26 protein-coding genes, 1 other RNA gene and 2 pseudogenes are annotated in these 22,769 nt (G+C 42.8%); 6 read left to right on the top strand and 23 right to left on the bottom strand.

Annotated elements, in window-relative coordinates:
• Window positions 1-4 precede the first annotated feature (4 nt).
• From FTT83_RS11890 to ssrA, 10 genes are all read right to left on the bottom strand, one after another.
• On the bottom strand, window positions 5-343 hold the full coding sequence (locus tag FTT83_RS11890; RefSeq protein WP_180176640.1) for a hypothetical protein: 339 nt from the start codon (window positions 341-343) through the stop codon (window positions 5-7).
• Between the two features lie 2 nt (window positions 344-345).
• On the bottom strand, window positions 346-543 hold the full coding sequence (locus FTT83_RS11885) for a hypothetical protein (protein ID WP_180176641.1): 198 nt from the start codon (window positions 541-543) through the stop codon (window positions 346-348).
• A 9-nt stretch (window positions 544-552) separates the two neighbouring features.
• The gene (locus tag FTT83_RS11880; protein ID WP_180176642.1) at window positions 553-921 is read right to left on the bottom strand and encodes a hypothetical protein; all 369 of its coding nucleotides are present in this window, start codon (window positions 919-921) and stop codon (window positions 553-555) included.
• Window positions 914-1,420, bottom strand: coding sequence for a BRO family protein (locus FTT83_RS11875; RefSeq protein WP_180176643.1), 507 nt, complete (start codon window positions 1,418-1,420; stop codon window positions 914-916). Before FTT83_RS11875 ends, FTT83_RS11880 begins: the two co-directional genes overlap by 8 nt.
• A gap of 2 nt (window positions 1,421-1,422) precedes the next feature.
• Window positions 1,423-1,641 (bottom strand): helix-turn-helix domain-containing protein, encoded by a 219-nt coding sequence (locus tag FTT83_RS11870; RefSeq protein WP_180081243.1) that lies wholly within the window; start codon window positions 1,639-1,641, stop codon window positions 1,423-1,425.
• A gap of 4 nt (window positions 1,642-1,645) precedes the next feature.
• The gene (locus FTT83_RS11865) at window positions 1,646-1,861 is read right to left on the bottom strand and encodes a transcriptional regulator (RefSeq protein WP_180075246.1); all 216 of its coding nucleotides are present in this window, start codon (window positions 1,859-1,861) and stop codon (window positions 1,646-1,648) included.
• Window positions 1,862-1,950: 89 nt separating this feature from the next.
• Entirely contained in the window at window positions 1,951-2,778 is an 828-nt protein-coding gene (locus tag FTT83_RS11860) for a hypothetical protein (protein WP_180176644.1), read from the bottom strand.
• The gene (locus tag FTT83_RS11855; RefSeq protein WP_166167729.1) at window positions 2,762-3,412 is read right to left on the bottom strand and encodes a hypothetical protein; all 651 of its coding nucleotides are present in this window, start codon (window positions 3,410-3,412) and stop codon (window positions 2,762-2,764) included. Before FTT83_RS11855 ends, FTT83_RS11860 begins: the two co-directional genes overlap by 17 nt.
• Before the next feature lie 148 nt (window positions 3,413-3,560).
• Window positions 3,561-4,790, bottom strand: a complete 1,230-nt coding sequence (locus FTT83_RS11850; protein WP_180176645.1) for a tyrosine-type recombinase/integrase — start codon at window positions 4,788-4,790, stop codon at window positions 3,561-3,563.
• Window positions 4,791-4,970: 180 nt separating this feature from the next.
• Window positions 4,971-5,330: a transfer-messenger RNA gene (ssrA, locus tag FTT83_RS11845) on the bottom strand.
• A gap of 131 nt (window positions 5,331-5,461) precedes the next feature.
• Here ssrA and glpK point away from each other — a divergent pair.
• Entirely contained in the window at window positions 5,462-6,946 is a 1,485-nt protein-coding gene (glpK, locus tag FTT83_RS11840) for a glycerol kinase GlpK (protein ID WP_180042461.1), read from the top strand.
• A gap of 50 nt (window positions 6,947-6,996) precedes the next feature.
• On the opposite strand, the gene FTT83_RS11835 is transcribed toward glpK, so the two are convergent.
• The 3 genes from FTT83_RS11835 to FTT83_RS11825 form a co-directional block, all read right to left on the bottom strand.
• Complete coding sequence (locus FTT83_RS11835) at window positions 6,997-8,526, bottom strand: DHA2 family efflux MFS transporter permease subunit (RefSeq protein ID WP_180176646.1); 1,530 nt, start codon at window positions 8,524-8,526, stop codon at window positions 6,997-6,999.
• A 6-nt stretch (window positions 8,527-8,532) separates the two neighbouring features.
• Window positions 8,533-9,684: an HlyD family efflux transporter periplasmic adaptor subunit gene (locus FTT83_RS11830; RefSeq protein WP_180176647.1), complete on the bottom strand. Its 1,152-nt coding sequence runs from the start codon at window positions 9,682-9,684 to the stop codon at window positions 8,533-8,535.
• A gap of 256 nt (window positions 9,685-9,940) precedes the next feature.
• On the bottom strand, window positions 9,941-10,441 hold the full coding sequence (locus FTT83_RS11825) for a thioesterase family protein (RefSeq protein ID WP_180042464.1): 501 nt from the start codon (window positions 10,439-10,441) through the stop codon (window positions 9,941-9,943).
• 102 nt (window positions 10,442-10,543) lie between these two features.
• Here FTT83_RS11825 and hemB point away from each other — a divergent pair, with 102 nt between their 5' ends.
• Together hemB and thiO are read left to right on the top strand one after the other, a co-directional pair.
• The gene (gene hemB, locus FTT83_RS11820; RefSeq protein WP_166167738.1) at window positions 10,544-11,557 is read left to right on the top strand and encodes a porphobilinogen synthase; all 1,014 of its coding nucleotides are present in this window, start codon (window positions 10,544-10,546) and stop codon (window positions 11,555-11,557) included.
• An 18-nt stretch (window positions 11,558-11,575) separates the two neighbouring features.
• A complete protein-coding gene (thiO, locus tag FTT83_RS11815) occupies window positions 11,576-12,706 on the top strand; it encodes a glycine oxidase ThiO (protein WP_180081264.1) in 1,131 nt (376 codons plus the stop codon).
• Here thiO and FTT83_RS11810 read toward each other — a convergent pair.
• From FTT83_RS11810 to FTT83_RS11795, 5 genes are all read right to left on the bottom strand, one after another.
• The gene (locus FTT83_RS11810; RefSeq protein ID WP_180176652.1) at window positions 12,692-13,600 is read right to left on the bottom strand and encodes a TIGR01777 family oxidoreductase; all 909 of its coding nucleotides are present in this window, start codon (window positions 13,598-13,600) and stop codon (window positions 12,692-12,694) included. The two genes, thiO and FTT83_RS11810, sit on opposite strands and share 15 nt — an antisense overlap.
• Before the next feature lie 71 nt (window positions 13,601-13,671).
• Window positions 13,672-14,118, bottom strand: a complete 447-nt coding sequence (locus tag FTT83_RS11805; protein ID WP_180042480.1) for an ABZJ_00895 family protein — start codon at window positions 14,116-14,118, stop codon at window positions 13,672-13,674.
• A gap of 117 nt (window positions 14,119-14,235) precedes the next feature.
• Window positions 14,236-14,367: a hypothetical protein gene (locus FTT83_RS16115; RefSeq protein ID WP_257221656.1), complete on the bottom strand. Its 132-nt coding sequence runs from the start codon at window positions 14,365-14,367 to the stop codon at window positions 14,236-14,238.
• Between the two features lie 151 nt (window positions 14,368-14,518).
• Window positions 14,519-15,142, bottom strand: coding sequence for a LysE family translocator (locus tag FTT83_RS11800; protein WP_180176648.1), 624 nt, complete (start codon window positions 15,140-15,142; stop codon window positions 14,519-14,521).
• A 426-nt stretch (window positions 15,143-15,568) separates the two neighbouring features.
• Window positions 15,569-15,760: an NF038215 family lipoprotein gene (locus FTT83_RS11795; RefSeq protein WP_086196019.1), complete on the bottom strand. Its 192-nt coding sequence runs from the start codon at window positions 15,758-15,760 to the stop codon at window positions 15,569-15,571.
• Window positions 15,761-16,033: 273 nt separating this feature from the next.
• On the opposite strand from FTT83_RS11795, the gene FTT83_RS11790 reads away from it, so the two are divergent.
• The gene (locus FTT83_RS11790; protein ID WP_180081270.1) at window positions 16,034-16,915 is read left to right on the top strand and encodes a 1-aminocyclopropane-1-carboxylate deaminase/D-cysteine desulfhydrase; all 882 of its coding nucleotides are present in this window, start codon (window positions 16,034-16,036) and stop codon (window positions 16,913-16,915) included.
• A 54-nt stretch (window positions 16,916-16,969) separates the two neighbouring features.
• Window positions 16,970-18,169, top strand: a complete 1,200-nt coding sequence (locus FTT83_RS11785; protein WP_180176649.1) for an NAD(P)/FAD-dependent oxidoreductase — start codon at window positions 16,970-16,972, stop codon at window positions 18,167-18,169.
• Between the two features lie 13 nt (window positions 18,170-18,182).
• Here the strand turns inward: FTT83_RS11785 and FTT83_RS11780 are convergent, their stop codons facing one another.
• The 4 genes from FTT83_RS11780 to FTT83_RS11765 all read right to left on the bottom strand — a co-directional run bounded on the left by FTT83_RS11780 (window position 18,183) and on the right by FTT83_RS11765 (window position 21,313).
• Window positions 18,183-18,341: a hypothetical protein gene (locus FTT83_RS11780; RefSeq protein WP_180175013.1), complete on the bottom strand. Its 159-nt coding sequence runs from the start codon at window positions 18,339-18,341 to the stop codon at window positions 18,183-18,185.
• Between the two features lie 174 nt (window positions 18,342-18,515).
• Window positions 18,516-18,653 (bottom strand): hypothetical protein, encoded by a 138-nt coding sequence (locus FTT83_RS11775; protein WP_180176650.1) that lies wholly within the window; start codon window positions 18,651-18,653, stop codon window positions 18,516-18,518.
• Between the two features lie 210 nt (window positions 18,654-18,863).
• The gene (locus FTT83_RS11770; protein WP_180176651.1) at window positions 18,864-20,747 is read right to left on the bottom strand and encodes a mechanosensitive ion channel; all 1,884 of its coding nucleotides are present in this window, start codon (window positions 20,745-20,747) and stop codon (window positions 18,864-18,866) included.
• Between the two features lie 218 nt (window positions 20,748-20,965).
• Window positions 20,966-21,313, bottom strand: coding sequence for a hypothetical protein (locus FTT83_RS11765; protein ID WP_257234903.1), 348 nt, complete (start codon window positions 21,311-21,313; stop codon window positions 20,966-20,968).
• Window positions 21,314-21,657: 344 nt separating this feature from the next.
• Between FTT83_RS11765 and FTT83_RS11760 the strand changes: the two are divergent.
• Window positions 21,658-22,682, top strand: a pseudogene (locus FTT83_RS11760) (IS3 family transposase); the annotation flags it as partial.
• Here the strand turns inward: FTT83_RS11760 and FTT83_RS16110 are convergent.
• Window positions 22,653-22,769, bottom strand: a pseudogene (locus FTT83_RS16110) (transposase); the annotation flags it as partial. The pseudogenes FTT83_RS11760 and FTT83_RS16110 sit on opposite strands and share 30 nt — an antisense overlap.

Below are 22,769 nucleotides of genomic sequence, written 5' to 3'. Positions count from 1 at the left end.
AGATTTAGGCATGAGCTATGCCTCCTATTAGTTTTGAGTTTTGAGGATTCACCATAACTTGAGAAATTATGGTGAGGGGATTCACTCTCGGTCTAATAGTACCGCCCGACATATTCGCCATTGCTGACTTATTTTGTCGTGTCATCCCCTCATAGAGGGTATACAGCCTTGTTTGTGTAGCTGAAACACTTGCGCTTGATTCTTGCACAGCTTGAGAGGCTAGGCAAAACTTAGGCACAATAAAACCACAATGACGCTGTGGGGTGACGCTATTAGATTTTGAGAGGTCTACAGCATAACCATACTTAGGCATGTTAGCAATATTCTTTAATTGATTTTTCATGCTCAAAGCTCCTCTTGTATGATTTCAATTACTTCAATCATTTGCTCTTTTATCTCTGCCATTGAGAAAACTTTGCCTTCCTCAATATCAATAATTAAACCGACTGCAACGTCATAGATATTGGCTAACCGCATTTCGTCATCGGTCATGGGCTGGCTGTCGGCTTGAGTTTTGGATTTAAAATCTATTATTTCGCTCATGCTTCCACCTCATTGCACACGGTTGATATTGATATTTGAATCAATCAAAACACCGTCATTTGATAATCCGACTTGCTGGCGGTTATTCATCATTTGTAATAACTGCTGTTCTGCTTCTTCAAAACTAATGCCGAAATGCTTTGCAATGTCCTCTGGGCGGTACATAGGTTCGCCGTCATCCGTATAACCGCTTACTGGTGGCAATAGGTTTAATTCCTTAGCCTTTTGGTGCATTTCCTCTTTGATATGCTCAGGCGTGTAGTGCATTGTCAAAATGAGTGCCTGCTCAGTGATGGGGTGGTGTTCTCCGTACTGGGCCAGCATTGCTTTGTAGTGGTCAAAGGCTTTGAAAAATTCAGGGGCTACATGCTCAGTCATTGTGTATACCCTCAAAAGTTAGCTGTAAATTATTTTTGCATGTAGTGATTCTTAGATTTAAATCACGCATTGAATAACGATGGTTCACCAATCCAGTGCCATGAAATGAGCCTTTCGCCTTTTGGGTCTTGGCCTGCATACATAAGCGGTTTAATTCTTCATAGGCGGTCTGTCTTGCTGAATAGCTCCCAGTCTTGCGAATAGTCGGCAGTACCTCTGCAAATACCCAGTTTTGGAAATTGATTGCTTCGGGTTTGGTCGATCTGAATACAATGCGGTAAAGATTTTCCTCACTGATAAAGGTAATAAACTGATTTCCGCTTGTGGTGGGGGTACACAAACTATGTGTACCCTTTGGATTTAAATTGAATCTACTAGGATTAGCTCTTTGCATTCCCATAGCATTACAAACATCAGCAAGACAAAATAAAGGCTGTCCGCTTGCATCAAGGGCAACTCTTACGCCGTGTTCATTAAAATTGAAAATAGATGGTTTCATGGTTAAACCCCTTTGAGTTCATAACGTGCATGAGTACCAGTACCCGAACTATTACGCTCGTTATAGGTCACAATGTCATAACCTGAATTGCGTAAACGCTTGATGATTGCACTCAGGCGGTAACACTTAAAAAGGCGGATTGCATCAACCTGGGTAATGCTTCTGCCTTGTTTGAGGTGGTCTAAAACTTGCTTTAATTGGGTGTTATAAGTGCTTTCCATTCTATTAAGCCTCCATTGCTGCAAGGCTTTGCTTTTGGCTGTTATGCCACTCTACAAGCTCGGCATAGTCAAAATAGACTGGGGCTTGTTTGCTGTCCCCTGTTTTGATTGGTCGCGGAAATGCTGCATCAGTACGCACGATATGGCGCAATGATTCACGGCTTATGTCCAGTAGTTCACAAGCGGTTTTGAATTGAACACGGATTGGTTTGATAGTCATAAAAAAGCCCACTTATACAAAAATATAGTGGGTTTAGTATGGGTATGATTTATTTGATTAATCCTAGTTAGGATTAGCCTGTATCCTAGTTAGGATTTTTGAGCATTCGCTCTTTTTAACCATGTGGCGACATTTTCATTGCTTGGGAACTTATCCACACCTAATAATTCACTTTGAGTTTTTAAGGACTCATATGGCGCATAAGGTTTTGATATATCAATACTTGCTAATTCTGATAATGCCAAAATGAGTTTTGCTACATTATTCTCGGCTCTTGTGCTGCCTAGTTTGGATTCATCCGCTATGCTAGTTTGGATTAATTCCATCTGCTTAATACGTTCTTGTGCTGCTGCCAGTTCGCCCCTTAGTCGTGCAATCTCAGCACTCTGATTCTCAATATTTGGCTCTGTTTGTTGAAATGTTGGAGTGCCAAAAGTTGATTGATTTTGTTGTGATAGGTTGTCGTTAAAACTAGGAATCACACAAGTACGTTCAAATAGAAATTTCTGTAATGATGCTCTTGGTATCATGCCATCAGATTCTATATCTAATTTATTTGCTCTAATGGCATTCTCAATTATTTTTACTGCCTGAATATGCTCTCCATAACGCCAGGCATCATAGGTAAGGTCACCACTATCCACGTATGCTTGTATTTTTTCTGGCTCATCTAACGAAATAAAGCAAGCCGACTCAACAATAGTGAAATAATCATTCATTGCCAAAATTTTAATATGTAATGGTATTTGATTATCCGGTTTTTCTATTTCGATTGCTTCTTGTATAGGTTCATTTGATGCAACGGTATCGAAGCTAAAGTTTCCATCAATAGCTTGAAGTACTGCCAATAGTTCAGACTTCTTAAAAGCAAATTTACTGTAATCCTGTTTATCGAAAGGGTTAGAACGGTAGGTCATTATCTAGCTCCTTTTGTCTTTTCTCACCCATTACTTTGTTTACTAAATAATGAATTACTTCTAGTTTTGCTTGGTCACTGGGGTTAGGTGCTTCCATAAAGTCACCATTGTATTGATTCTTCAAAATGACTGGCATCCAGCTTTTAAAATCATCTTTTTTATAAACACTTGGTGGTTCCTCTGCCCTACCGATAGCTAGATTTAATAGCTGAACAGCCTTAGATATGTCCTGATCCGTGCCTAAGTGATGATGAATAGAATCTATAGCCTCACTGATACTTATGTATTCGGCATCTTCATTCTTTAAGAAATCCAAAAGAGAAATACTATTTTGATTTTTTTTATTAAAACTTTGCTCTTTATTTTCAAATTTGGCTTTCCAGCGATTAAAGGAGCGTTTATTAATTAATAGCAAACCTCTACCATATAACTCCATAACAGGGTCATCGAAAGATTTTCCATCATTACGCGTATATTCTATTTGTTGATTTTCACACGCACCTAAGATAGCCAATTCTTTTATTTTCTTGCATGACTGATCTAGCTTGCACCATTCATTTAAAATATCTGAAAGCCTTAACCATTCGGCATGATCTAAGTATTGTGAACAATTACTGAAACTGGTGTTATACATTATGCCTCCCACAGCATCCCAATAAAATAGCTAAGCCAATCAGATTGGGGATCTGACTTTCGGGGATCAACCTAGACTTAGCAAACTGAATATAAACGATATTTAATTATAATTGTGTATATTTGGGTAAATGGAGCGACAAGGTTTGTCACTTGGCCTTTTTAAATTGGATAATGCTTTGATCTGCAATTTCCTCTAAATGATTAGCATACCATTGCATCATATTTGCCCTGTCTTGTAGGTACTGGGCCTTGTTATACACTCCTGCCACGCCATCCTTTACATGGGCCAAAGCAGCTTCAATATGACGCTCATCAAAACCACGATTATTTAACAATGTACTGGCAATGTGCCTAAATCCGTGTGGTGTCTGTCTGCCTTCATATCCCATACGGCGCAAGGCCATAATAAAAACCGTGTCTGATTTTGGCTTGTTCTTGTCCGATCTACTTGGGAATAAATACTCTGAATTGGTTTGGTAGGTCTGTAACTCTTTCAATATCGCCACCGCTTGAGTGGATAAAGGTACGACATGCTCACGGCGTTTCTTCATGCGATATTCTGGAATATTCCATAATCCTTGTTCTAAATCGAACTCCTCCCATTTAGCTTCCCTTAATTCAGTAGGTCGGCAAAACAACATCGTTAAAAGCTGTAGGCCCATTCGTACATCCAGTGATGGGTAATTATTGATAGCTCTTAATAATGTGGGTAGCTCCTGCTCGGTCACATGAGCCATATTTTCTTTTTTGCCTTGTTGTAGGTATTTTTGGATGCCTTCCACTGGGTTGTAATCCATCCGCCCAGTCACCTTTGCAAAATCGTATATATCACGGCACATGGCACGGACTCGGTTTACTTGTTCATATATGCCCTGTTCTTGTTGAATCCCTTTTAAATGATTCATCCATTCAATCGGTTTGATTGTGGTGTACAAGCGTTTGCCAAAAATTGGGAATATATGTTTTTCTAATGCACCTTTATTTCGGGTCATGGTGTCTTGTACCCAGGTATCTACTTTGGTGTCTAACCATTCACGCGCCAATACCTCAAAGGTGGCATTGTTCTGTTCCAGTTCTTGCCGTTTACGTTCCTGCTTGGTAATGATTGGATTATCACCATGCGAAATGTCCTTGATTATCTCTCGCGCTTTCTTTCTTGCCCCTGCTCCCGATAATTCAGGATAAGTGCCGATACCCAGCCATGACCATTTGCCATCTGCCTTTTTATATCTGAATAACCATGCCTTTTTGCCATCAGGCTTCACACGGAAATATAAGCCTTCGCCATCCAGTTCCCGATACTCTTTTGATTCAGATTCTAGGTTAGCTAAAACGGTGTCTGATAATGGCCTGCGTTTGATATCGGTTCTTTTCATGAGCTTGTACACCCGTGAGTTCAATAAAATGTGCAATGTACAAGGCAGTGTACACCGTGCATGTACACTGTAGCTAGTTATATTTAGTTATGTTCAGGCAAGAAAAAAGGCTCAATCCCTTTGGAATCAAGCCTTTTCGTTTTAAGACTTGGCATATTTTGCCATGTCTTGTTAGGTATTTGGTGGAGGTGGCGGGAGTTGAACCCGCGTCCGCCAGCACTACGCTCGAGAATACTACATGCTTAGATATCGTCTATTGTTTTAACTCTTTGTGACCCGACGAACAGGGTACAAATCGCGATCCTCTAAGTTTAGTACAAAGCCCCGAGGCTTGGCTTTATACGGACTTGTGTGCGTGCGCTTCAGTCGGACTCTCTAACCACAAGTATTCGGAGAGGCGGACAAGCTGCCCTTAGGCAGCTAGAGCGTATGATTCGTCGTTTGCGACTATTAAAATGCAAATTTGATTTACGAGAGAAAATGCGCTCTCGACATGCATCTATGAGTTTCATCACCAGCGTCGAAGCCAGAAACACCCCCAAAGTAGACCGCAATCATAACATAAATGTTCAAACCCGCAGTGCGTTTTTTAAACATTTACACAAACAGATGCGATTAATTTAATAATTGCGTTAATATTTTATTTTTCAAGTCCTATAAAAGAAAAAATTATGAGCTATTTACTTGCACTCGATCAGGGAACCACCTCTAGCCGTGCGATCATCTTTAATGAACAGGGAAAAGTTCAAGCAACAGCTCAGCGTGAAATACATATCTCTACCCCACATTCAGGCTGGGTAGAACAGGATGCACAGGAAATCTGGACCACACAAATTGCAGTTGTGCAGCAGGCCCTCGCCTCGGCCCGTATTCTGGCAAAAGATATCAAAGCCATTGGACTGACCAATCAGCGTGAAACCACCGTGGTTTGGGATAAGCGCACGGGCAAACCGCTTGCCCCTGCAATTGTCTGGCAAGACCGCCGTGCAACTGAATGGTGTAATCAGCTCCTGCAAAAAAATTTACAGAATAAAATCCAGCAGAAAACCGGTTTATTGATTGACCCTTATTTCAGTGCCGGAAAACTGGTCTGGTTGCTGGAAAATATCGAAGGTCTGCGTGATCTGGCACAACAGGGACATGTGGCTTTTGGAACAGTCGATAGCTGGCTGATGTGGAATTTAACCCAAGGTGCAGAACATGTCATTGAAGCCAGCAATGCCTCCCGTACTATGCTGATGAATCTGCAAACTCAGGCCTGGGATGAAGAATTGCTACAGCTGTTTAATATCCCGCGTTCAGTTCTGCCGCAAATTATTGCTTCGGATAGCTATATGGCAGACACGGCTACAGGTTTATTGGGCGCAAATATCCCAATTATGGGAATTTTGGGCGATCAGCAATCGGCCCTGTTTGGCCAGTCCTGCTTTGAAGTGGGTAGTGCAAAAAATACCTATGGCACGGGTTGCTTCATGCTGTTCAATACGGGGCATCAGGTGCAATTTAGCCACAACAAGCTCTTGAGCACCTTAGCTTGGCAATGTCATGAAAAAACCACTTATGCACTGGAAGGCAGTGTATTTATGGCGGGTGCCATTGTGCAATGGTTACGTGATGGTTTAGGGATTATTCAAAACAGTCGTGAAGTCGAACAGCTGGCTTGTCAGGTAAAAGATACCGACGGCGTAGTTTGGGTGCCGGCTTTTACCGGACTCGGTGCTCCGCATTGGGACAGTGATGCCCGTGCCCTGCTCTGCGGCATGTCCCGTGGGACCAATAAAGCCCATATTGCCCGTGCAGCTTTGGAGTCGATTGCTTTTCAGGTCTCCGATGTCCTGATGGCCATGCAATCCGATATTACCCATCCCTTAAAAGAACTGCGTGTCGATGGCGGTGCAAGTAGCAATGACATGCTGATGCAATTTCAGGCCGATATCTTAAATGTGCCGGTATTGCGTCCTAAAATGCTGGAATCTACCGCTTGGGGTGCAGCAGCCATGGCCGGATTAAAAGCTGGCGTATTTTCCAGCATGTCGGATATTTCTGCATCATGGCAACTGGAGCGGGCTTTTGAACCCAATATGAATCAAGACCAGCGCCAATTTCATCTAAGCAAATGGCAAACTGCATTAAAGCGGGCTAAATCAGATATTTAATATCTTCATATCCCAGATAATCAAAAACCGCTTCGAAAAGCGGTTTTTGATTAATGTGCATGTCCACCACCGGTGACACCGTTTTTGGGTTTTGGACATAGCCAGATAATCAACGCGGCAAAAATAAACACCAACGCCAGAATTAAAAACACATGATTGGCAGATAAGGTAGACGCTTCTTTATCGACCAGACTCGAAATATAGCCCAAACTGCTTTCTGGACTCATTCCTCTTTGGATCAGGATATTTTGCACCTCATCCACATGCAGGCTTCCTGCCATCTCGCTACGTGCCACTTTACTATGATCATCCCAAATGGTGACGGCAATCGACGCTCCAATTGCCCCGGCCATGGTTCTGAGGAAGTTCATCAAACCTGCGGCAGAAGCCATTTCTTGCGGCAACACTGAAGCCAGAGCCATATTGGAGAGTGGAATAAAGAAAAACGGTACAGCAAAACCTTGCAAGATTTGTGGCAATGCCAAGGACATAAAGTCGGCCTCTGTGGTCCAGAAGGCCCGCATCAAGGTCACCCCGCCCAGCAGACATAAACCAAAACTGGCCAAAGCCCGCTGATCATATTTGGTCGCCAGTTTGGCCACAATGGGCGACATCAGCAAACTGCCAAAACCCATGGTTGCGGTCAGATAACCTGCCCAAGTGGCGGTATAGCCCAGATTCACCTGTAACCATTGTGGAATCATGACAATACTGCCAAAAAAGGCCCCAAAACCAAAGGCTAAAGCCAAAACGGAAATGGTAAATCCACGATATTTAAAGATCTGGATATTCACCACCGGGTGGCGTTCAGTGAGTTCCCAAATGGTAAAAACGATGAGCCCGATCAAGGCAATCATGGCCAAAATAACAATAAAGGAATGATTAAACCAGTCATACTCATGGCCTAAATCCAGCATCAGCTGCAATGCCCCAATCCATAAAATTAGCAGCAATAATCCGCCCATATCAATTTTGAGTGTATTGGTTGCTGTTTCAGCAGATTTCAGCAAACGCATGGCGGCGAGTGCACAACCAATCCCGACGGGGATATTGATAAAGAAAATCCAGTGCCAGGACCAGTTATCACTAATGGTACCCCCCAGAATTGGTCCTAAAATAGGTCCCACAACCGTGGTCATGGCCCACATGCCCATCGCCTGCGACTGTTTCTCCGGTGGGAAAATACGCATCAGCAGGGTTTGACTAAGCGGCATAATCGGCCCGCCAAACAGGCCTTGTCCAATTCGGCAAAATACCAGCATTTCCAGACTGGTGGATAAACCACAAAGCACCGAAAACAGGGTAAAGCCGAACAGGCTGATGACAAAGATCCGGACTGTGCCAAAGCGTCCCGCCAACCAGCCGGTTAAAGGCACACAAATAGCTTCGGCAACGGCATAGGAGGTAATCACCCAAGTCCCTTGCGATGCAGAAACAGCAAGACTGCCGGTAATATGCGGAACCGAGACATTGGCAATGGTCATGTCCAGCACGACCATAAAATTGGCAAAGGCCAGTACAAATGCCGCCAGAAGCAGGCGGCCGCCAGTCAGGTTCGGTATAGGAGCGTAGTTATTCATAAATGACTACTTCGAAGACAAATCGATCTTCGCCTCCATAGACAGCCCCACCCGTAACGGATGTTCAGCCAGTTCTTTGGGATCAAGCTTGATGCGAACCGGCAAGCGCTGAACCACCTTAATCCAGTTACCTGTCGCATTTTGTGCCGGAATCAATGCAAAGGCGGAACCGGTTCCGCCAGAGAAGCCTTGTACTGTGCCGTGATACTCGACTGAATCTCCATACAGGTCAGAGGTTAAGACCGCTTTTTGACCGGGACGGACTTTTTCCAGCTGACTTTCTTTAAAATTGGCATCGACATACAGTTGTGAGGTCGGCACCACCATCATCAAGACAGTACCCGGTGCCACACGCTGACCAACCTGAATATTACGGCGTGTCACCACCCCATCAAAAGGAGCCTTGATTTCAGTACGCTCCAGATCTAACACAGCCTGCTTTAATTTGGCCTGTGCCACCAAAACATCAGGCGTGCTATTTTCATTGGCGCCGCGAATCAGTGCTTCATTGGCCGCTAGGTTGCTTTGTGCCGCTTTTTGGCTGGATTTAGCTTGTGCCAAACCGGCTTGTGCCGATTCATAAACCGCTTTGGCGGTATTCAGTGCGCTTTGTGCCGTACTGAGTTCTTCTTTAGAAATGGCGCCAGAGGCACTGAGTTTTTCACGACGGCTTAAGTCATCTTGTGCCTTATCCATTTCAGCTTTGGCCTCGGCCACTTTGGCTTCAGCACTATGAATGGCATCATCACTGACAAAAATTTGTGAATTCAGTGAGCTGCTATTGGCTTGCGTCTGTTTATATTGACGCTGTGCCTTGATCAGTTCTGCTTTGGCTGCAGCCAGCGCAATTTCTGCATCGCGCTGATCAACACGTACCAACAGATCACCTTTTTTGACCGTTTGAGTATCACTGACCAATACCTGTTCGACTTGTCCGGTGACCATAGAAGTGATTGAGGCCGTTTCTGCACCTACATAGGCATTATCGGTATCGACAGAATGATTGAAAAATAATGTCCAGATGGCATATAAAATCACAGCAAGGATTAAAATCAGTGCCACAAATCCCAAAGCCTTTTTTCGTTTTGCTTTGAGTTGCTGGTCAGTTACCTGTTCAGACTGTTGAGCATCTGGCGGCGTAATTTGAACATCTGTCATGCATGTTTCCTAAATCCAACAGCCCCCATCAGCAAGCAGCCCTGATCTGCTACCTTAACAAGAGGCATCTAGATCGTAGCAAGCTCATTTTGATGGGACGTTATTCTTGTAAAAATTTTTGATGCATTTTAAGAGTAAAAAATCATATTTTGAGAATAAAAATGTAACTCACCAGTTTCCAAAACAAATTCAGCACCGGATTTTCATCCAATGCCACATATTGACCTGACTTCTGCTTAGCTGGCTTCAAACAAGTTTAATAAGCATAAGAAGCGATGGCGGTTGCAATCGCTTTGTCTTCATCATTGACTAAGGTCATGCGCATGGTGCAACCTTTCCGACCTAAACGCAAAGTCTCGGCACGTGCAGTAAAAGAATTGCCGCGACCCGGTGCAAGATAATCGACCCGCATATCAACTGTTGCCAAACGGGATACCTTCTTAATGGTCTCGGGCAAATCATCAGGAGTGGCTTTCTTATACAGCTCCCCCATGGCCACAATCCCGCCAATACTGTCTAAAATGGTCGCCGCAACACCGCCATGCAAAATCTGAAATGCCACATTGCCAATCATATACGGCTGCATGTCGATATGGGCTTCAATCTGCCCATCCACTACCCGCATGTTCATGCCATTGTGCTGAAAGAAAGGAGATTTATTAAAAGCCTTGCATAACTGGTTCAGCAATACATCAATATCAACTTTCGAGCCGAAATGTATATGACCGGTCCAACTTTTTTCTGTTTCGTTTACCATTCGCTCGAATTTCCTGATTGAATAAAAATCTGTTAAACATCACCCAAAAACATATTCTAGGGCTACAATAGCCAAAGTTTAATACTGATCATTGAGATTGTTATGACCTATACGTTCAATCGTCCAGCATTTCCCGCTACCCGCATGCGCCGCATCCGTAAAAATGACCAATTACGTGCCATGGTACGTGAAACCCAGCTGACGACCGATCATCTCATTTACCCAGTATTCGTCCTTCCGGGGCAGAACCAAACCCAAGACATTCCAAGTATGCCGAATGTACAGCGTCTGTCTGCCGATCTACTGTTAAAAAAATCCGAACGTCTACTGGAATTGGGCGTTTCTAAATTAGCGCTCTTCCCTGTTACTCCACAAGAAGACAAAAGTCTGTCCGCCGAAGCTGCATGGCGTGAAGATGGTCTGGTCCAAAATACCGTTCGCCTGCTAAAAAAAGAATTGCCAGAAATGGTGCTGATCACGGATGGCGCTTTAGACCCGTATACTACGCATGGTCAGGACGGCATCATTGATGACACAGGCTATGTGCTAAATGATGAAACGGTAGAATGTCTGATTAAACAAGCCTTAAGTCATGCTGAAGCCGGTGCAGATGTGGTTGCGCCGAGTGACATGATGGATGGCCGGATTGGTGCTATTCGTAATGCACTGGAAGCCAATGGTCATATCTATACCAATATCATGGCTTATTCCGCCAAATATGCCTCCAGTTTTTACGGTCCTTTCCGTGATGCAGTCGGCTCATCGACAAACCTGAAAGGTGGCAACAAGTACAATTACCAGATGGACATCGGTAACCGTGCCGAAGCCCTGCATGAAATTGCCCTGGATATTCAGGAAGGTGCAGACATGGTGATTGTTAAACCGGGTATGCCTTATCTGGATATCGTCCGTGAAGTGAAAGATACCTTTGGCGTGCCGACTTTCGTTTATCAGGTCAGCGGTGAATACGCCATGCTGGCCGGTGCCATTCAAAATGGCTGGCTGTCCGACAGCGTGATTATTGAATCACTGATGAGTTGCCGCCGTGCCGGTGCTGATGGCATCTGGACCTACTTTGCCGAAGAAGCGGCTCTTAAACTGAAAGACATGAAATAAGGATTTGTGGTCTAAGCGATGAAAATTGCCATTATTGGAGCAGGCATTAGCGGTCTGCTGTCTGCTCTAGAGCTGGTGGAACAGGGATGTTCCGTGATGATTTTCGATCAGCAGCAGGCAGGAAAAGCTGCCTCCTGGGCGGGTGGCGGGATTCTCTCCCCGATGTATCCGTGGCGCTATCCGCAAGCCGTAAATCAGCTGGCGCAATATGGCAAGTCATTGTATTTAGACTGGAACAAAAAGTTAAAGCCTGTTTCAGGCATTGATTTTGAAATTCATGAAAGCGGTATGCTGATTTTTGATGAAGCTGATTTTGAAAGCGGTCTGAATTATGCCGAGCAGTTTCAGGAACCAATGCAGCAATGTGAATATTTACAACAGGAACAGATTGAACAGCTAAATCCTTTTATTGACGCCAAATTTCAACACGCCATTTATTTCCCCCAGATTGCCAATGTCAGAAACCCGCGCTTACTGCAATCCATGGTGGCCTATTTAAAGCAGCATCCACAAGTCGAATTTATTGAACACTGCCCGATTGAGCAGTTCAATATCGCCAATGGCCAAGTCCAGTCCGTAGCTGCTAAAAATGGCAAAACGTATGATGCAGATCAGTTTGTGATCACCACCGGCGCATGGTCGCAGCGCTGGTCTGAACAACTGGATCTTGAGATTCCAGTTCGTCCGGTTCAGGGACAGATGGTGCTGTTTAAAACCCCGGCAAACTGGTTGCCGACCATGTGCATGAATGATGTGATGTATTTAATTCCACGTCTGGACGGTCATGTGGTCTGTGGTTCCAGCATGGCGGATTGCGGTTTTGACACCACCCCAACAGTAGCAACCAAGCAGAAAATTTTAGAAGCCTGTTTCGAGATGGTGCCCGAACTGGCAGCGTTCCCTATCGAAAAACAGTGGGCCGGTTTAAGACCCGGCTCCCCAACAGGTATTCCTTACGTCGGCAAAATACCCGAGATGGAGAATTTGTGGGCCAACTTTGGACATTTCCGTAACGGCTTATGTATGGGGCCCGCCTCTGCACAATTGCTCAGACAGCTGATGCTGGAACAAACTCCTCTCGTAAACCCAGCAGCTTATAGCCCTACGCGTCTCAAATCTGAAGCAGAGTCAGAGTTAATGGTTCACTAATATCTCTTCTAAAGCACTATTCAAGGTCGGATATTTAAACTCAAAACCGGCCTCTTGCAGGGCTATGGACGCGACATATTGACCATTTAATACCAGTTGTGACTGCTCACCCAGCATCCATCGCAACACGAAAGCCGGTAAAAAGAACACAGGTTTACGTTTTAAAACTTGTGCCGCTGTTTTAACAAACTGCGCTTGCGAGACTTTTTCAGGTGACACGAGATTAAATATTTGTGCTTCAGTTTCATTGAGCATTAAAAATTCGATGGCACGCAGCACATCTTGCACATGCACCCAGACTACAGGTTGCCGCCCATGTCCAATCTGCCCCACCAGATTCAGTTTAATGGAGAATAACATACTTGGCAGAATTCCGCCATTTTTCCCAAACACAATACCGAGACGAATAATCTTGGTTCTTTGCTGCGTAAAACTGAAGGCTGCCTGTTCCCATAACTGACACAATTCCGACATAAAAATAGACTGTGGTGCAGACTGTTCTGTACATGTTTCTAACCATTGTTCAGTCGGATCGATCCCGTAATATCCGACTGCAGAACCGGAAATAATCCGCTTTGGAAAAATCTGTCTTTTTTCCAGGTATCGATAGAGCTGCTGCGTGGTTTCTACCCGGCTCTTCATCAATTGTTGTTTTCTTTTCGCTGTCCAGCGTCCCTGTCCAATACTTTCACCAGCCAGGTTGATGACATAATCAATGCGGTCGGTTTTTAGTTCATCTAAATGCTGAATCCAGGTCAGATCGGGATGATTTGAGCGTTTATTTTTCTGGCGGGTCAGCCCCACCACGGCATAATCACGAGCCAGCAAATAAGGCAACAGTTGCGAGCCGATAAAACCACTGCCGCCGGTAATCAAGACACATGCTTTTTGCATTTTAGACGTACTCATGTTTTTCTTATCTATAGATCAAGACGGTATAAAACTCAAGCCTATATCAGGGTCGTTTAGCCAAACATTTTTTGCGCCATGCGCTGCGCCTGTTTACCATAAAACCAATAGGTCAAAAGATAAAGTGGAATGGCAACGAGCAAGACCATAATCAGTACCATACTCATAAATTGCGGATTTTTGAGATATAAAAGAAAATTCTGCCAAACTTCGGGATCATTCTTGGCAAAAAGGACAATACCGAGCAATAAAAAGGCCAGGTTATAGCCCCAGAAAATCAGGCTAAATCCCAAAGTAATTTTTTTTTGTTCTTGAGCGGTTGGTGCTCGTCGTTGTTGTTTTAAAAACTTATACAGCACTAAAATCATGGCTGTTAAATAAGGCACGATGGTCAGAATTCCGCCCATGCCGGTTGGCAGTAAAGCAGCCAATACACCACAGATACAGGTAAAAATAAAACAGAAGAGAAAAAACCATAAAAAATATCGGGTTAATGACACAATGAGCCTGCATAAGCAACTTTTAGATGATCAGTATAAAAAAAAATGAGTTTTTTTTCATTTTATTGTCAACCAATCTGTAAAGCTCTGCGTTATATAAGGTATGAAGTTCATGAACCGTTAATTTGTACCGGCATCCACAATATTTTCGGTGAACTTTTCTAAAGCAATAAACTTGGTTTCAAGTTTTAGTGAGGAACAGCAGCCCAAGCTAAAACTTGCAACAGATTTTTTGACCGACGATTTCATCATCACTCGAATCGTCGGTCTTTTATTTTCTACATTCTATTTTAATCTTAACGTTCAGTCTGGGAATAGATTTATACACTTCTTGCATAAATCACTCTTTTTATAAAATAACAAATGAGTAAACCATTCAAAATTGATTTTCCCATGCCGTGATTTATTTCATGCCAAAGATTAACTTCAATCCCAACAGCGTCATAATGCCACCTGCAGCACGGTCAAAAGCGGCTTTAAATTTCAAATAGACACGACGTGGCTTTTCCGCTGACAAGGCCACTGCAACCAGTGAGCACCACCCTGCATCAATAAAAAAGCACAAAATGGGTAACACAAAATAATAATAAGTCGGAATTTCTTTGGGCAAAAGTGCAGTAAAAATACTGGCCAGCACAATTGCAATTTTCGGATTGGAAAGCTGAGTAATCAGGCCTGTAGTAAATGCACGGCGTAAGGACATTTGGGCTTGCGAACTATGCTCAGATGCAATCGGCTCTTTGGCATGTTTAATAATTTTAAAAGCCAGCCAGAGTAGATATATGCCACCGCAGATTTTTAAAGCCAGATAGGCAGATGGTACCTCCAATAAAAAGGCCTGTAATCCGAGTACGGCCAACAAGCCAAAAATGGCAGCGCCTGTGCCTGTACCTAAAGCGGTAAACACACCATGCCGACGTGAAATCGCAATTGAATTTTTAGCGACATAAATCGAAGTCGGTCCAGGACTCATTGCACCTAACATTAAAGCAAATGCAATTGAGCCCAAAATCCAAAATGATTCCACAAGTCCACCTACTGAAATTAATTCCGCGGCAATTTTACAATTTAAAAGGCTGAATATCTGCCTGAATTTCACCTCTTTTTCAGAATTTCACCGCATCATTCACCAAGAATTAAATCAATCACCTAATAAATCCCTAAGGAGGCACATCAAATCCCTCATTTATTAGAAAATGGATGAAATGAACAGAAGTATGGCTGCTGCGTAGCGATAGATATGGAAGAATATAAAATAAAGGTTTATATGGTAAAGATCGTTACAGTTACAATGAAATTAGCTGCATACATATATTTTTATGACAGTACTCAAATAGAAAAAAATCAGCACATCATTTCAGTAATAATTTTTTAGATACCTATAAATTCAGACCTGCCAATTGGCAGGTCAAGCTTGATTTAGCGCGAGATTAAATATCGGTTTCCGCTCAGTTTACTCTTGAGCCATTGGCTGGATTTCACGTGCGCCAAGCGGAGCAAGCCGATAATCTTGATCATGCACCGGCACACCGCCAATAATCATGCTACGAACTTCGGTTTTTGGCTTATTATAATCATCTTTCGCATCACATGCTGTCAGCAATAGCAGCACGCAAACAGATAAACCCACGGATAGCGTCTTCATCACATATCCTCTTTTTCATCATTGTTATATCTTTTAGATTAACACTAATGAGTATTTTTCAATCATTATTTTTATCATTTTAATTCAATTATTTAAGATATATTTACAAATAAGGCTTCTATGAATATGAGCAAGAACAAAAATCTTCAATAACTATTGTCAGGTCAGTCCTTATATAAAAATATCACTTTGATAATCCTGATGAAAATCAGCGTGCCATAGATCCTGCTATTTTACGTACAATACAGTCTCATATTTATGGACCATAATGAAATGTTTGACCATATTGCTCAGTCAGTGACTTATCAGCACATTCAGCTGAATGCCCCCGTTACAGTGACTGTGAAGCGTTTGGATCAGATTCATCCTCAAATTTCGGGCAACAAGTTTTTTAAACTGAAATACAATTTTCTGGAAGCAGAGCAGCAACGCTTAAAAAAAGTCCTGACTTTTGGCGGTGCCTACTCCAATCATATTGCTGCCACCGCTTATGCAGCACATCTGTTTGGCTTTGCCAGTGTAGGCATTATTCGCGGTGAAGAACTCAAAGATAAAGCGCTCAATCCTACCCTTGCCACAGCGCAACAATCTGGTATGCAACTGCATTTTGTCTCCCGCCAACAATATCGTGAAAAAACCAGTTCTGATTTTCTTGCACAATTACAACAGAGCTATCCAGAGCATTACATCATTCCCGAAGGTGGAACCAATTCTCTTGCCATTCAGGGCTGCAAGGAAATTTTAACAACCGGAGACCGCCACAATTATGATGTGATCTGCTGTGCCGTTGGAACAGGTGGAACAATTACAGGATTAATTGAAGCCAGTGCTGCTCATCAAACTGTGCTGGGTTTTTCGGCCTTAAAAGGCGATTTTTTAAAGTCGGATGTCGAGCAATGGACAACAAAGAAAAACTGGAAAATCACCGATGCCTATTGCTGTGGTGGTTATGCCAAGACCAGTTCTGAGCTATTACAGTTTATGCAGTGCTTTGAAGCCGAACACCACATTCCTTTAGAGCAGGTTTATACTGTGAAGATGATGTACGGACTGATGGATTTAATTGCCCAAAACCATTTTCCGGCAGGCAGCCGTATTCTGGTCATTCATACAGGCGGTCTGCAAGGTCGGCATATAGATGCAGATCTATCCTGAAATTGAGCGCAAAATTGTCTATAATGCCCTGTTTTTATCTCCCGCGGGTTGCTCATGTCTACAAATCAGTATGATGTCATTGTTTTAGGTGCAGGTGCATCCGGTCTGATGTTGGCATATATGGCAGCCCAGCGCGGCCGTAAAGTTGTCGTACTGGAAAAAGCCAACAAGGTAGGTAAAAAAATTCTGATGTCCGGTGGCGGTAAATGTAATTTTACCAACCTGTACGTCGAACCTGAAAACTATATTTCACATAATCCCCACTTCGTAATCTCGGCCTTAAGCCGCTATACCAACTGGGACTTTATTGGTCTGGTGTGTGAACATGGGATTGAATATGAAGAGCGCAAACACGGTCAGTTATTTACCTTAAATGGTGCCAAAGAAATTTTGGCCATGCTGCTAACTGAATGTGACAAAACCGGTCTGGTCGACATTAAAACCAGTTGTGAAGTCAAAGCGGTAACGGCTGTAGATGAGCAAGGTTTTCAGGTTGCAACTACTTTAGGTTATTTTCAAGCTGAATCTGTAGTCGTGGCAACAGGTGGTTTGTCGATTCCAACGCTGGGGGGCTCAGGGATTGGTTATGACATTGCCAAACAGTTCGGCCATCATGTACACCCGACCCGTGCAGGCTTGGTACCCTTTACTTTTTCCGACCAGTTTAAAGAAGTGACCACCCGTTTAAGCGGTAATGCGGTCGATGCCACCCTATCCAATGATTTAAACAGTTTTACTGAAGCCTTGCTGTTTACCCATCGTGGATTAAGTGGTCCAAGCTCCTTACAGCTTTCCAACTACTGGAATGTCGGTCAAAGCTTTAATATCAATTTTCTGCCTTACCTCGATTTGGTAGAATTTTTTAAAGCTAAAAAATCCAGCCAGCCTAAAGTGCTGCTACGTACCCTGTTGAATGAGCATTTGCCAAAAAGTGTGGTGCTGGAACTGCAAAATCTCATATGGGCAGAACTTGCCGATACAGCGATCGGTAATTTGAGCGACGATAAACTGGAACAGATCGCCAAACATCTACAGCATTTTGAAGTGAAACCGTCTGGAACTGAAGGCTACCGGACTGCGGAAGTGACTTTGGGTGGTGTCGATACTACTGAAGTATCATCAAAGACCATGGAAAGTAGGAAACAGAAAGGCTTGTACTTTGTCGGTGAAGTTCTGGATGTCTCGGGGCATTTAGGTGGTTTTAATTTTCAATGGGCATGGGCGTCTGCCCATGCCGCATCACAATACGTTTAACACGAAGATAATCTTATTCCAGATAATCCGTGCGTAATAAATAAACCTGTTGATTCTGCTGTATACGTGCAATGGCAAGATCCATTTTTGCAATTGTTTCAGTTACATCAGCAGGTTTATTTCCCAGTATTATTTGAGTCGCCAATTTATTTATGACTTTAACTAATAACATTACTTTTCTCCTTTTATTATTAAATTCATACATCCCAGTATGAGCGGCACATATTTCATTAATATGAATCTAAATATTTAAATTTTATGAAATAGTTAATTTATAAATAGCATAAATAAAATTTAAAAACGATTATTTTTTAACTATTTCTCATTTTTTTATGGATTGAGCTGCTCACTCCGCCTGCTGCATCTGTCCACCTGCCTGCTTGGTTTTGATAAGGACAAACTTATAGGCACTGATAAAGAATCCTACGGTAATGCCAGCAATGACAATGGATGCAATAAACTTATTGGGTGGTTTTTTAGTCATTTAGATCTCCTGTTACCAATTAGCGGGAAGCATTTATCCAAAATTATGACAACGCATTTTTTAACGGATTTAAAGCTTAAAGTAGAAAATCAGGTCATTTTACTGACTGCTTCTTAATAATAGACTAGCAAAAAGCATGCCCATCTGTTGTGCACAAACAAAGCCCTCTTTTGTTTGTGCACATGTAGCGGATTTTTCTGCTTCTAGCGATTATTTTTTATCATCACTGGAGCCAGGATTATTTGGACCTTTGTCACTCTTAAGATCGACATCAGACTCTTTTTCCCCTGTGGATCCAAAAGGATTATTTACTGGCGGGTGCTTGGGATCAACACGAACAGAATCCGGAACACTCTGATCTGGATCAATTTTTTGTGCCTCTTGTGGTGCAGTGGTTAATGAGGCAGGAGTTGGGTTGGATAAATCAGGAGTGAGCGTTTCTTTTTGATCAGCCTCTGGAAAGTCGGGCTCTGTAAGCGGTTTGGACAGATCGGAAGATGGTGCCGCTCCCCCGTCCATTTCCAGTTCAGAAGATTTATCTACCGACGAATCAGAACCTGAGCTTGAATTCTGCCCTGAACTGATTCGGTCTGAACTTTCCTGATGCGGATTAGGCTGCTTCGCCTCTTTTTTGCATTTATCAATCAAGTCGGTCAAGACACGTTGTGCCGGATCGCGCCCACCTAAACCAAAAGCCAATGCGAAGGCAACAGCGACAGCTCCCAAGGTTAAACCAAATGCCAGATTGACGATGGAATCGGCAATACCCATTGCACGCAAACCCATTGCAATCACCAGGCCCATAATCAATATACGAACCAGATTTGCCAGCCAGCGTGAACTGACATATTCACCTCGTCCAATCACTTGGGCGACCAGATTGGCAAGCCAGAAGCCAATCATCAGAATCACTGCACCGAGCAGGATATTTGCACCAAACTGGATAAACATCGAAATCAGTGTACTGATCTGCTCAAAACCAAGCCGGTTTGCTGCTTCAGATACCGCAAACAACATGGTAAAGAACACAATCAGGTAACCAATAATTGAAGATACTTTGGTCTTGCCTAAAAAGCGTTGGGCATCCATTTTGGCAGGAATTTCATCCACGCCCGTTCCAGAGACAATGTCTACCACCAGTTTAGCCACAAAGCGCGATACCACATAAGCCAGAATAAGAATCAGAGCCGCTGCAATAATATGTGGAATGGCATTCATGATTTCATACAACATGGCTGTGGCCGGTTGTGAAATTGCCTGAATGCCTAAAGCTTCGAAGGCAATAATTAGGGCGGTAATGATAATAATCGCAAAGACAAATGAGCCCAGTACCTGTGACAGATTAGAATTTTTAAACATCCCGATTTTCTGGGCATGTTGCTGGAGATTCAAACTGCCCACCAGACCTTCAACAATACCGCGTACAATTTTTGCCAGAATATAACCAACAAATACAATCACAGCAGCAATAAAGATATTCGGCAAGAATGAAACAACTTCATTCACCATGTTCTGTACTGGAACAAGCAAGCCGGTTAAGCCTAAAATAGACAGTACAATTGGCAGGAACAATAACAAAATCAGCCAATACACAATCTCGCTAATGTTCTGGCTAATAGGACTGACGCCCACATCAGCACTTAATTTTTCATCCAGTTCAGTTCGGTCCAGCAGTTTTTGCAGTCCCATCTTGACCAGATTTGCCACAATCCAGCCAATAAAACCGACCGCAATAGCCGCCAAAAGTTGAGGAATAAATAACAGGAATTGCTGAATCATATTGCTAAATGGCCCACTCACGCTGGTGAGATTCAGCACATTAAAAGCACCTATAACGGCAATGATCATCACGATCCAAAAGACAATACGCGAAACAATGCTTTCAATATTGGCGCGATGTCCTGTCGCACCCGAAAGTCTTTGATTTGTCCCAAGCTTTTGTAAAACTTTTTTAATTCCTGCCGCAATAATAAGGGCAACAATCCAACCTATGATTAAAATGGCGATGGCAGCGAGAATAGGATGAAACTGATTCCAATAATACATCGCATCAAATTCACCCCCTCTAGGGCCTCCAGAAAAATACTCATTCATATTGTCATGTCCTCTTGTTATTACTTATTGAATTTCTATAGATGAATACTGGGTTATGTTGGCTCAGTTCACCCTAAAATGATCAAGTTAAGAACACATTAGAATTCGATTATTTTTTCTTCAATACAAACCAGCATAAATACAACAAAAGCGCACATTAGATTGCAAAAAAGCCCTAATCCTTTCAAATTAGAGCTTTAAATGAATGATTTGAATCCCTACTGATTTTTGTTACTAATGCCTGTCCCCACATTATCGGCAGCCTCACCTATTGCACTTTTTTCACCCGGTTCTGTTACAGTATCGGCATCTGTAGCGACTGCTTCATCTGTTGCCGTTGCAGTACCGGTAGTGGCGGTATTATTTGGTGTGGCAGGTTGGGCACTAGGGTCAGGATGTCCTGGAGGAGCATTAGATGATTGCGGTTTAGTATAGGCAAACATGTAAACCAGTACGGCAATGAAGAATACACCCACAAGAAGGAGGATATACACTGGCAAACGTTTTTTCTGAGATCTTTCTTCTTCACTCGTAACATGAGGCGGTTTATTAAAATCATGTGTCATGTTTTTTCCCCTTTTTTTATCTCATTCCATGTATTTATATTAACCATATTTACTGATTAGTTATGTATAAAAGCATAGTGACATGGTGAAGACTTGTAATTTTCACTTAAAAAACAGCAATTCAGAAAACAGTTGTTTAAATATTTTAAGGTAAGAAGGTTGTGTCGATTCAATTTTCAGTCAGGCTATCATTCTTTTCTATAGCTCTTTTAATATTACTGCTGCTGTTGCTTTTATCGCAGTAAAGAGGACTTTTATTCCATTTTTATATCTGGAGCAAGTGATCCTAGACAAAATAATGGACACACAGTCCCTCTAAAGATAACGTAACGTTAACTTTGGAGATACACGCAGGCTATCTTGCGCAGCAGTGCTGCTCAAGTCCTGAATTTAAACAGCAAGCAATTGATTATGCTTTTTCAAACTCACACGAATCTGTAGCTGCAATCGCCCAGAAATTAGGTGTTGGTTATTCAACATTGGATAAATGGATTCGTGAAACCAATCCGGCGGGTTCAAGCAAACGCCAACTTTCACCAGAACAACAGCGGATTTTAGAATTAGAGAAAGAAGTCAAACAGCTCAGGGAAGCCAATGACATCTTAAAAAAAGCGCATGTGTACTTTCTGACAGATCATGCCAAGAAAAGTACACGGTAATTCAAGATCTGGCTGTGAATGGAGTTACGGTATCTTCTGCCTGTAAATGCCTGCGTGTCAGCACTTCAGGCTATTATGCCTGGCGAAAACGCAAGGCCAATACAGCGCAGAAATATAATGACTTAAAAGCCGTATATTGGCAGCATCATGCACGATTGGGTGCACCTTCATTGGTACATGACATGCATGATTTAGGTTACAGCATGAGCGAACGAACCGTTGGAAGAATGCTGAAAAAGCTTGATTTACGTAGCAGGATTTCGCGTAAATACAGGCATACGACAGATTCAAATCATCGTTTGCCTACAGCACCAAATCTGTTAGATCGCCAATTTACAGTCATTGAGCCTAATAAGGTTTGGACAACGGATATTACCTATATCCGTACCAAGCAAGGTTGGCTGTATTTATGTGTGATACTGGATCTATTTAGTCGTCGTATTGTGGGTTGGCAAACCAGCCATCGAATAGACCGTCAATTGGTGTGTGATGCGTTTAACTATGCCATGGCTCGTCAGGGTTATCCAACGGGTGTCATGGTACATTCGGATCAAGGCTCACAGTACTGTAGTCGTGATTTTAGAACGCTATTACTGACAAATGATTGTATTCAGAGTATGTCTAGACGAGGAAACTGTTGGGATAATGCAGTGACCGAAAGCTTCTTTCATAAGTATCAACTAAAAAGTAAACATGTATTCATTACCAAAACCCTTTGAAATCTGCCCAACCCAACGCTCTATTTGATCTGCCTTCATCACCTTAAAATCCCGCCAGTTATACTTCATCTGCTTCCA

Origin of the sequence: Acinetobacter sp. YH01018 (assembly GCF_013420295.1) — a bacterium.
Lineage (GTDB): Bacteria > Pseudomonadota > Gammaproteobacteria > Pseudomonadales > Moraxellaceae > Acinetobacter.
This window is presented reverse-complemented; position numbering and strand designations above follow the sequence as displayed.

What these genes read in the sequence shown, in the direction of transcription:
- FTT83_RS11890 (WP_180176640.1), bottom strand. Translation starts at nt 343, where the DNA reads ATGAAAAATCAATTAAAGAATATTGCTAACATGCCTAAGTATGGTTAT.
- FTT83_RS11885 (WP_180176641.1), bottom strand. Translation starts at nt 543, where the DNA reads ATGAGCGAAATAATAGATTTTAAATCCAAAACTCAAGCCGACAGCCAG.
- FTT83_RS11880 (WP_180176642.1), bottom strand. Translation starts at nt 921, where the DNA reads ATGACTGAGCATGTAGCCCCTGAATTTTTCAAAGCCTTTGACCACTAC.
- FTT83_RS11875 (WP_180176643.1), bottom strand. Translation starts at nt 1,420, where the DNA reads ATGAAACCATCTATTTTCAATTTTAATGAACACGGCGTAAGAGTTGCC.
- FTT83_RS11870 (WP_180081243.1), bottom strand. Translation starts at nt 1,641, where the DNA reads ATGGAAAGCACTTATAACACCCAATTAAAGCAAGTTTTAGACCACCTC.
- FTT83_RS11865 (WP_180075246.1), bottom strand. Translation starts at nt 1,861, where the DNA reads ATGACTATCAAACCAATCCGTGTTCAATTCAAAACCGCTTGTGAACTA.
- FTT83_RS11860 (WP_180176644.1), bottom strand. Translation starts at nt 2,778, where the DNA reads ATGACCTACCGTTCTAACCCTTTCGATAAACAGGATTACAGTAAATTT.
- FTT83_RS11855 (WP_166167729.1), bottom strand. Translation starts at nt 3,412, where the DNA reads ATGTATAACACCAGTTTCAGTAATTGTTCACAATACTTAGATCATGCC.
- FTT83_RS11850 (WP_180176645.1), bottom strand. Translation starts at nt 4,790, where the DNA reads ATGAAAAGAACCGATATCAAACGCAGGCCATTATCAGACACCGTTTTA.
- glpK (WP_180042461.1), top strand. Translation starts at nt 5,462, where the DNA reads ATGAGCTATTTACTTGCACTCGATCAGGGAACCACCTCTAGCCGTGCG.
- FTT83_RS11835 (WP_180176646.1), bottom strand. Translation starts at nt 8,526, where the DNA reads ATGAATAACTACGCTCCTATACCGAACCTGACTGGCGGCCGCCTGCTT.
- FTT83_RS11830 (WP_180176647.1), bottom strand. Translation starts at nt 9,684, where the DNA reads ATGACAGATGTTCAAATTACGCCGCCAGATGCTCAACAGTCTGAACAG.
- FTT83_RS11825 (WP_180042464.1), bottom strand. Translation starts at nt 10,441, where the DNA reads ATGGTAAACGAAACAGAAAAAAGTTGGACCGGTCATATACATTTCGGC.
- hemB (WP_166167738.1), top strand. Translation starts at nt 10,544, where the DNA reads ATGACCTATACGTTCAATCGTCCAGCATTTCCCGCTACCCGCATGCGC.
- thiO (WP_180081264.1), top strand. Translation starts at nt 11,576, where the DNA reads ATGAAAATTGCCATTATTGGAGCAGGCATTAGCGGTCTGCTGTCTGCT.
- FTT83_RS11810 (WP_180176652.1), bottom strand. Translation starts at nt 13,600, where the DNA reads ATGCAAAAAGCATGTGTCTTGATTACCGGCGGCAGTGGTTTTATCGGC.
- FTT83_RS16115 (WP_257221656.1), bottom strand. Translation starts at nt 14,367, where the DNA reads ATGATGAAATCGTCGGTCAAAAAATCTGTTGCAAGTTTTAGCTTGGGC.
- FTT83_RS11795 (WP_086196019.1), bottom strand. Translation starts at nt 15,760, where the DNA reads ATGAAGACGCTATCCGTGGGTTTATCTGTTTGCGTGCTGCTATTGCTG.
- FTT83_RS11790 (WP_180081270.1), top strand. Translation starts at nt 16,034, where the DNA reads ATGTTTGACCATATTGCTCAGTCAGTGACTTATCAGCACATTCAGCTG.
- FTT83_RS11785 (WP_180176649.1), top strand. Translation starts at nt 16,970, where the DNA reads ATGTCTACAAATCAGTATGATGTCATTGTTTTAGGTGCAGGTGCATCC.
- FTT83_RS11780 (WP_180175013.1), bottom strand. Translation starts at nt 18,341, where the DNA reads ATGTTATTAGTTAAAGTCATAAATAAATTGGCGACTCAAATAATACTG.
- FTT83_RS11775 (WP_180176650.1), bottom strand. Translation starts at nt 18,653, where the DNA reads ATGACTAAAAAACCACCCAATAAGTTTATTGCATCCATTGTCATTGCT.
- FTT83_RS11770 (WP_180176651.1), bottom strand. Translation starts at nt 20,747, where the DNA reads ATGAATGAGTATTTTTCTGGAGGCCCTAGAGGGGGTGAATTTGATGCG.
- FTT83_RS11765 (WP_257234903.1), bottom strand. Translation starts at nt 21,313, where the DNA reads ATGACACATGATTTTAATAAACCGCCTCATGTTACGAGTGAAGAAGAA.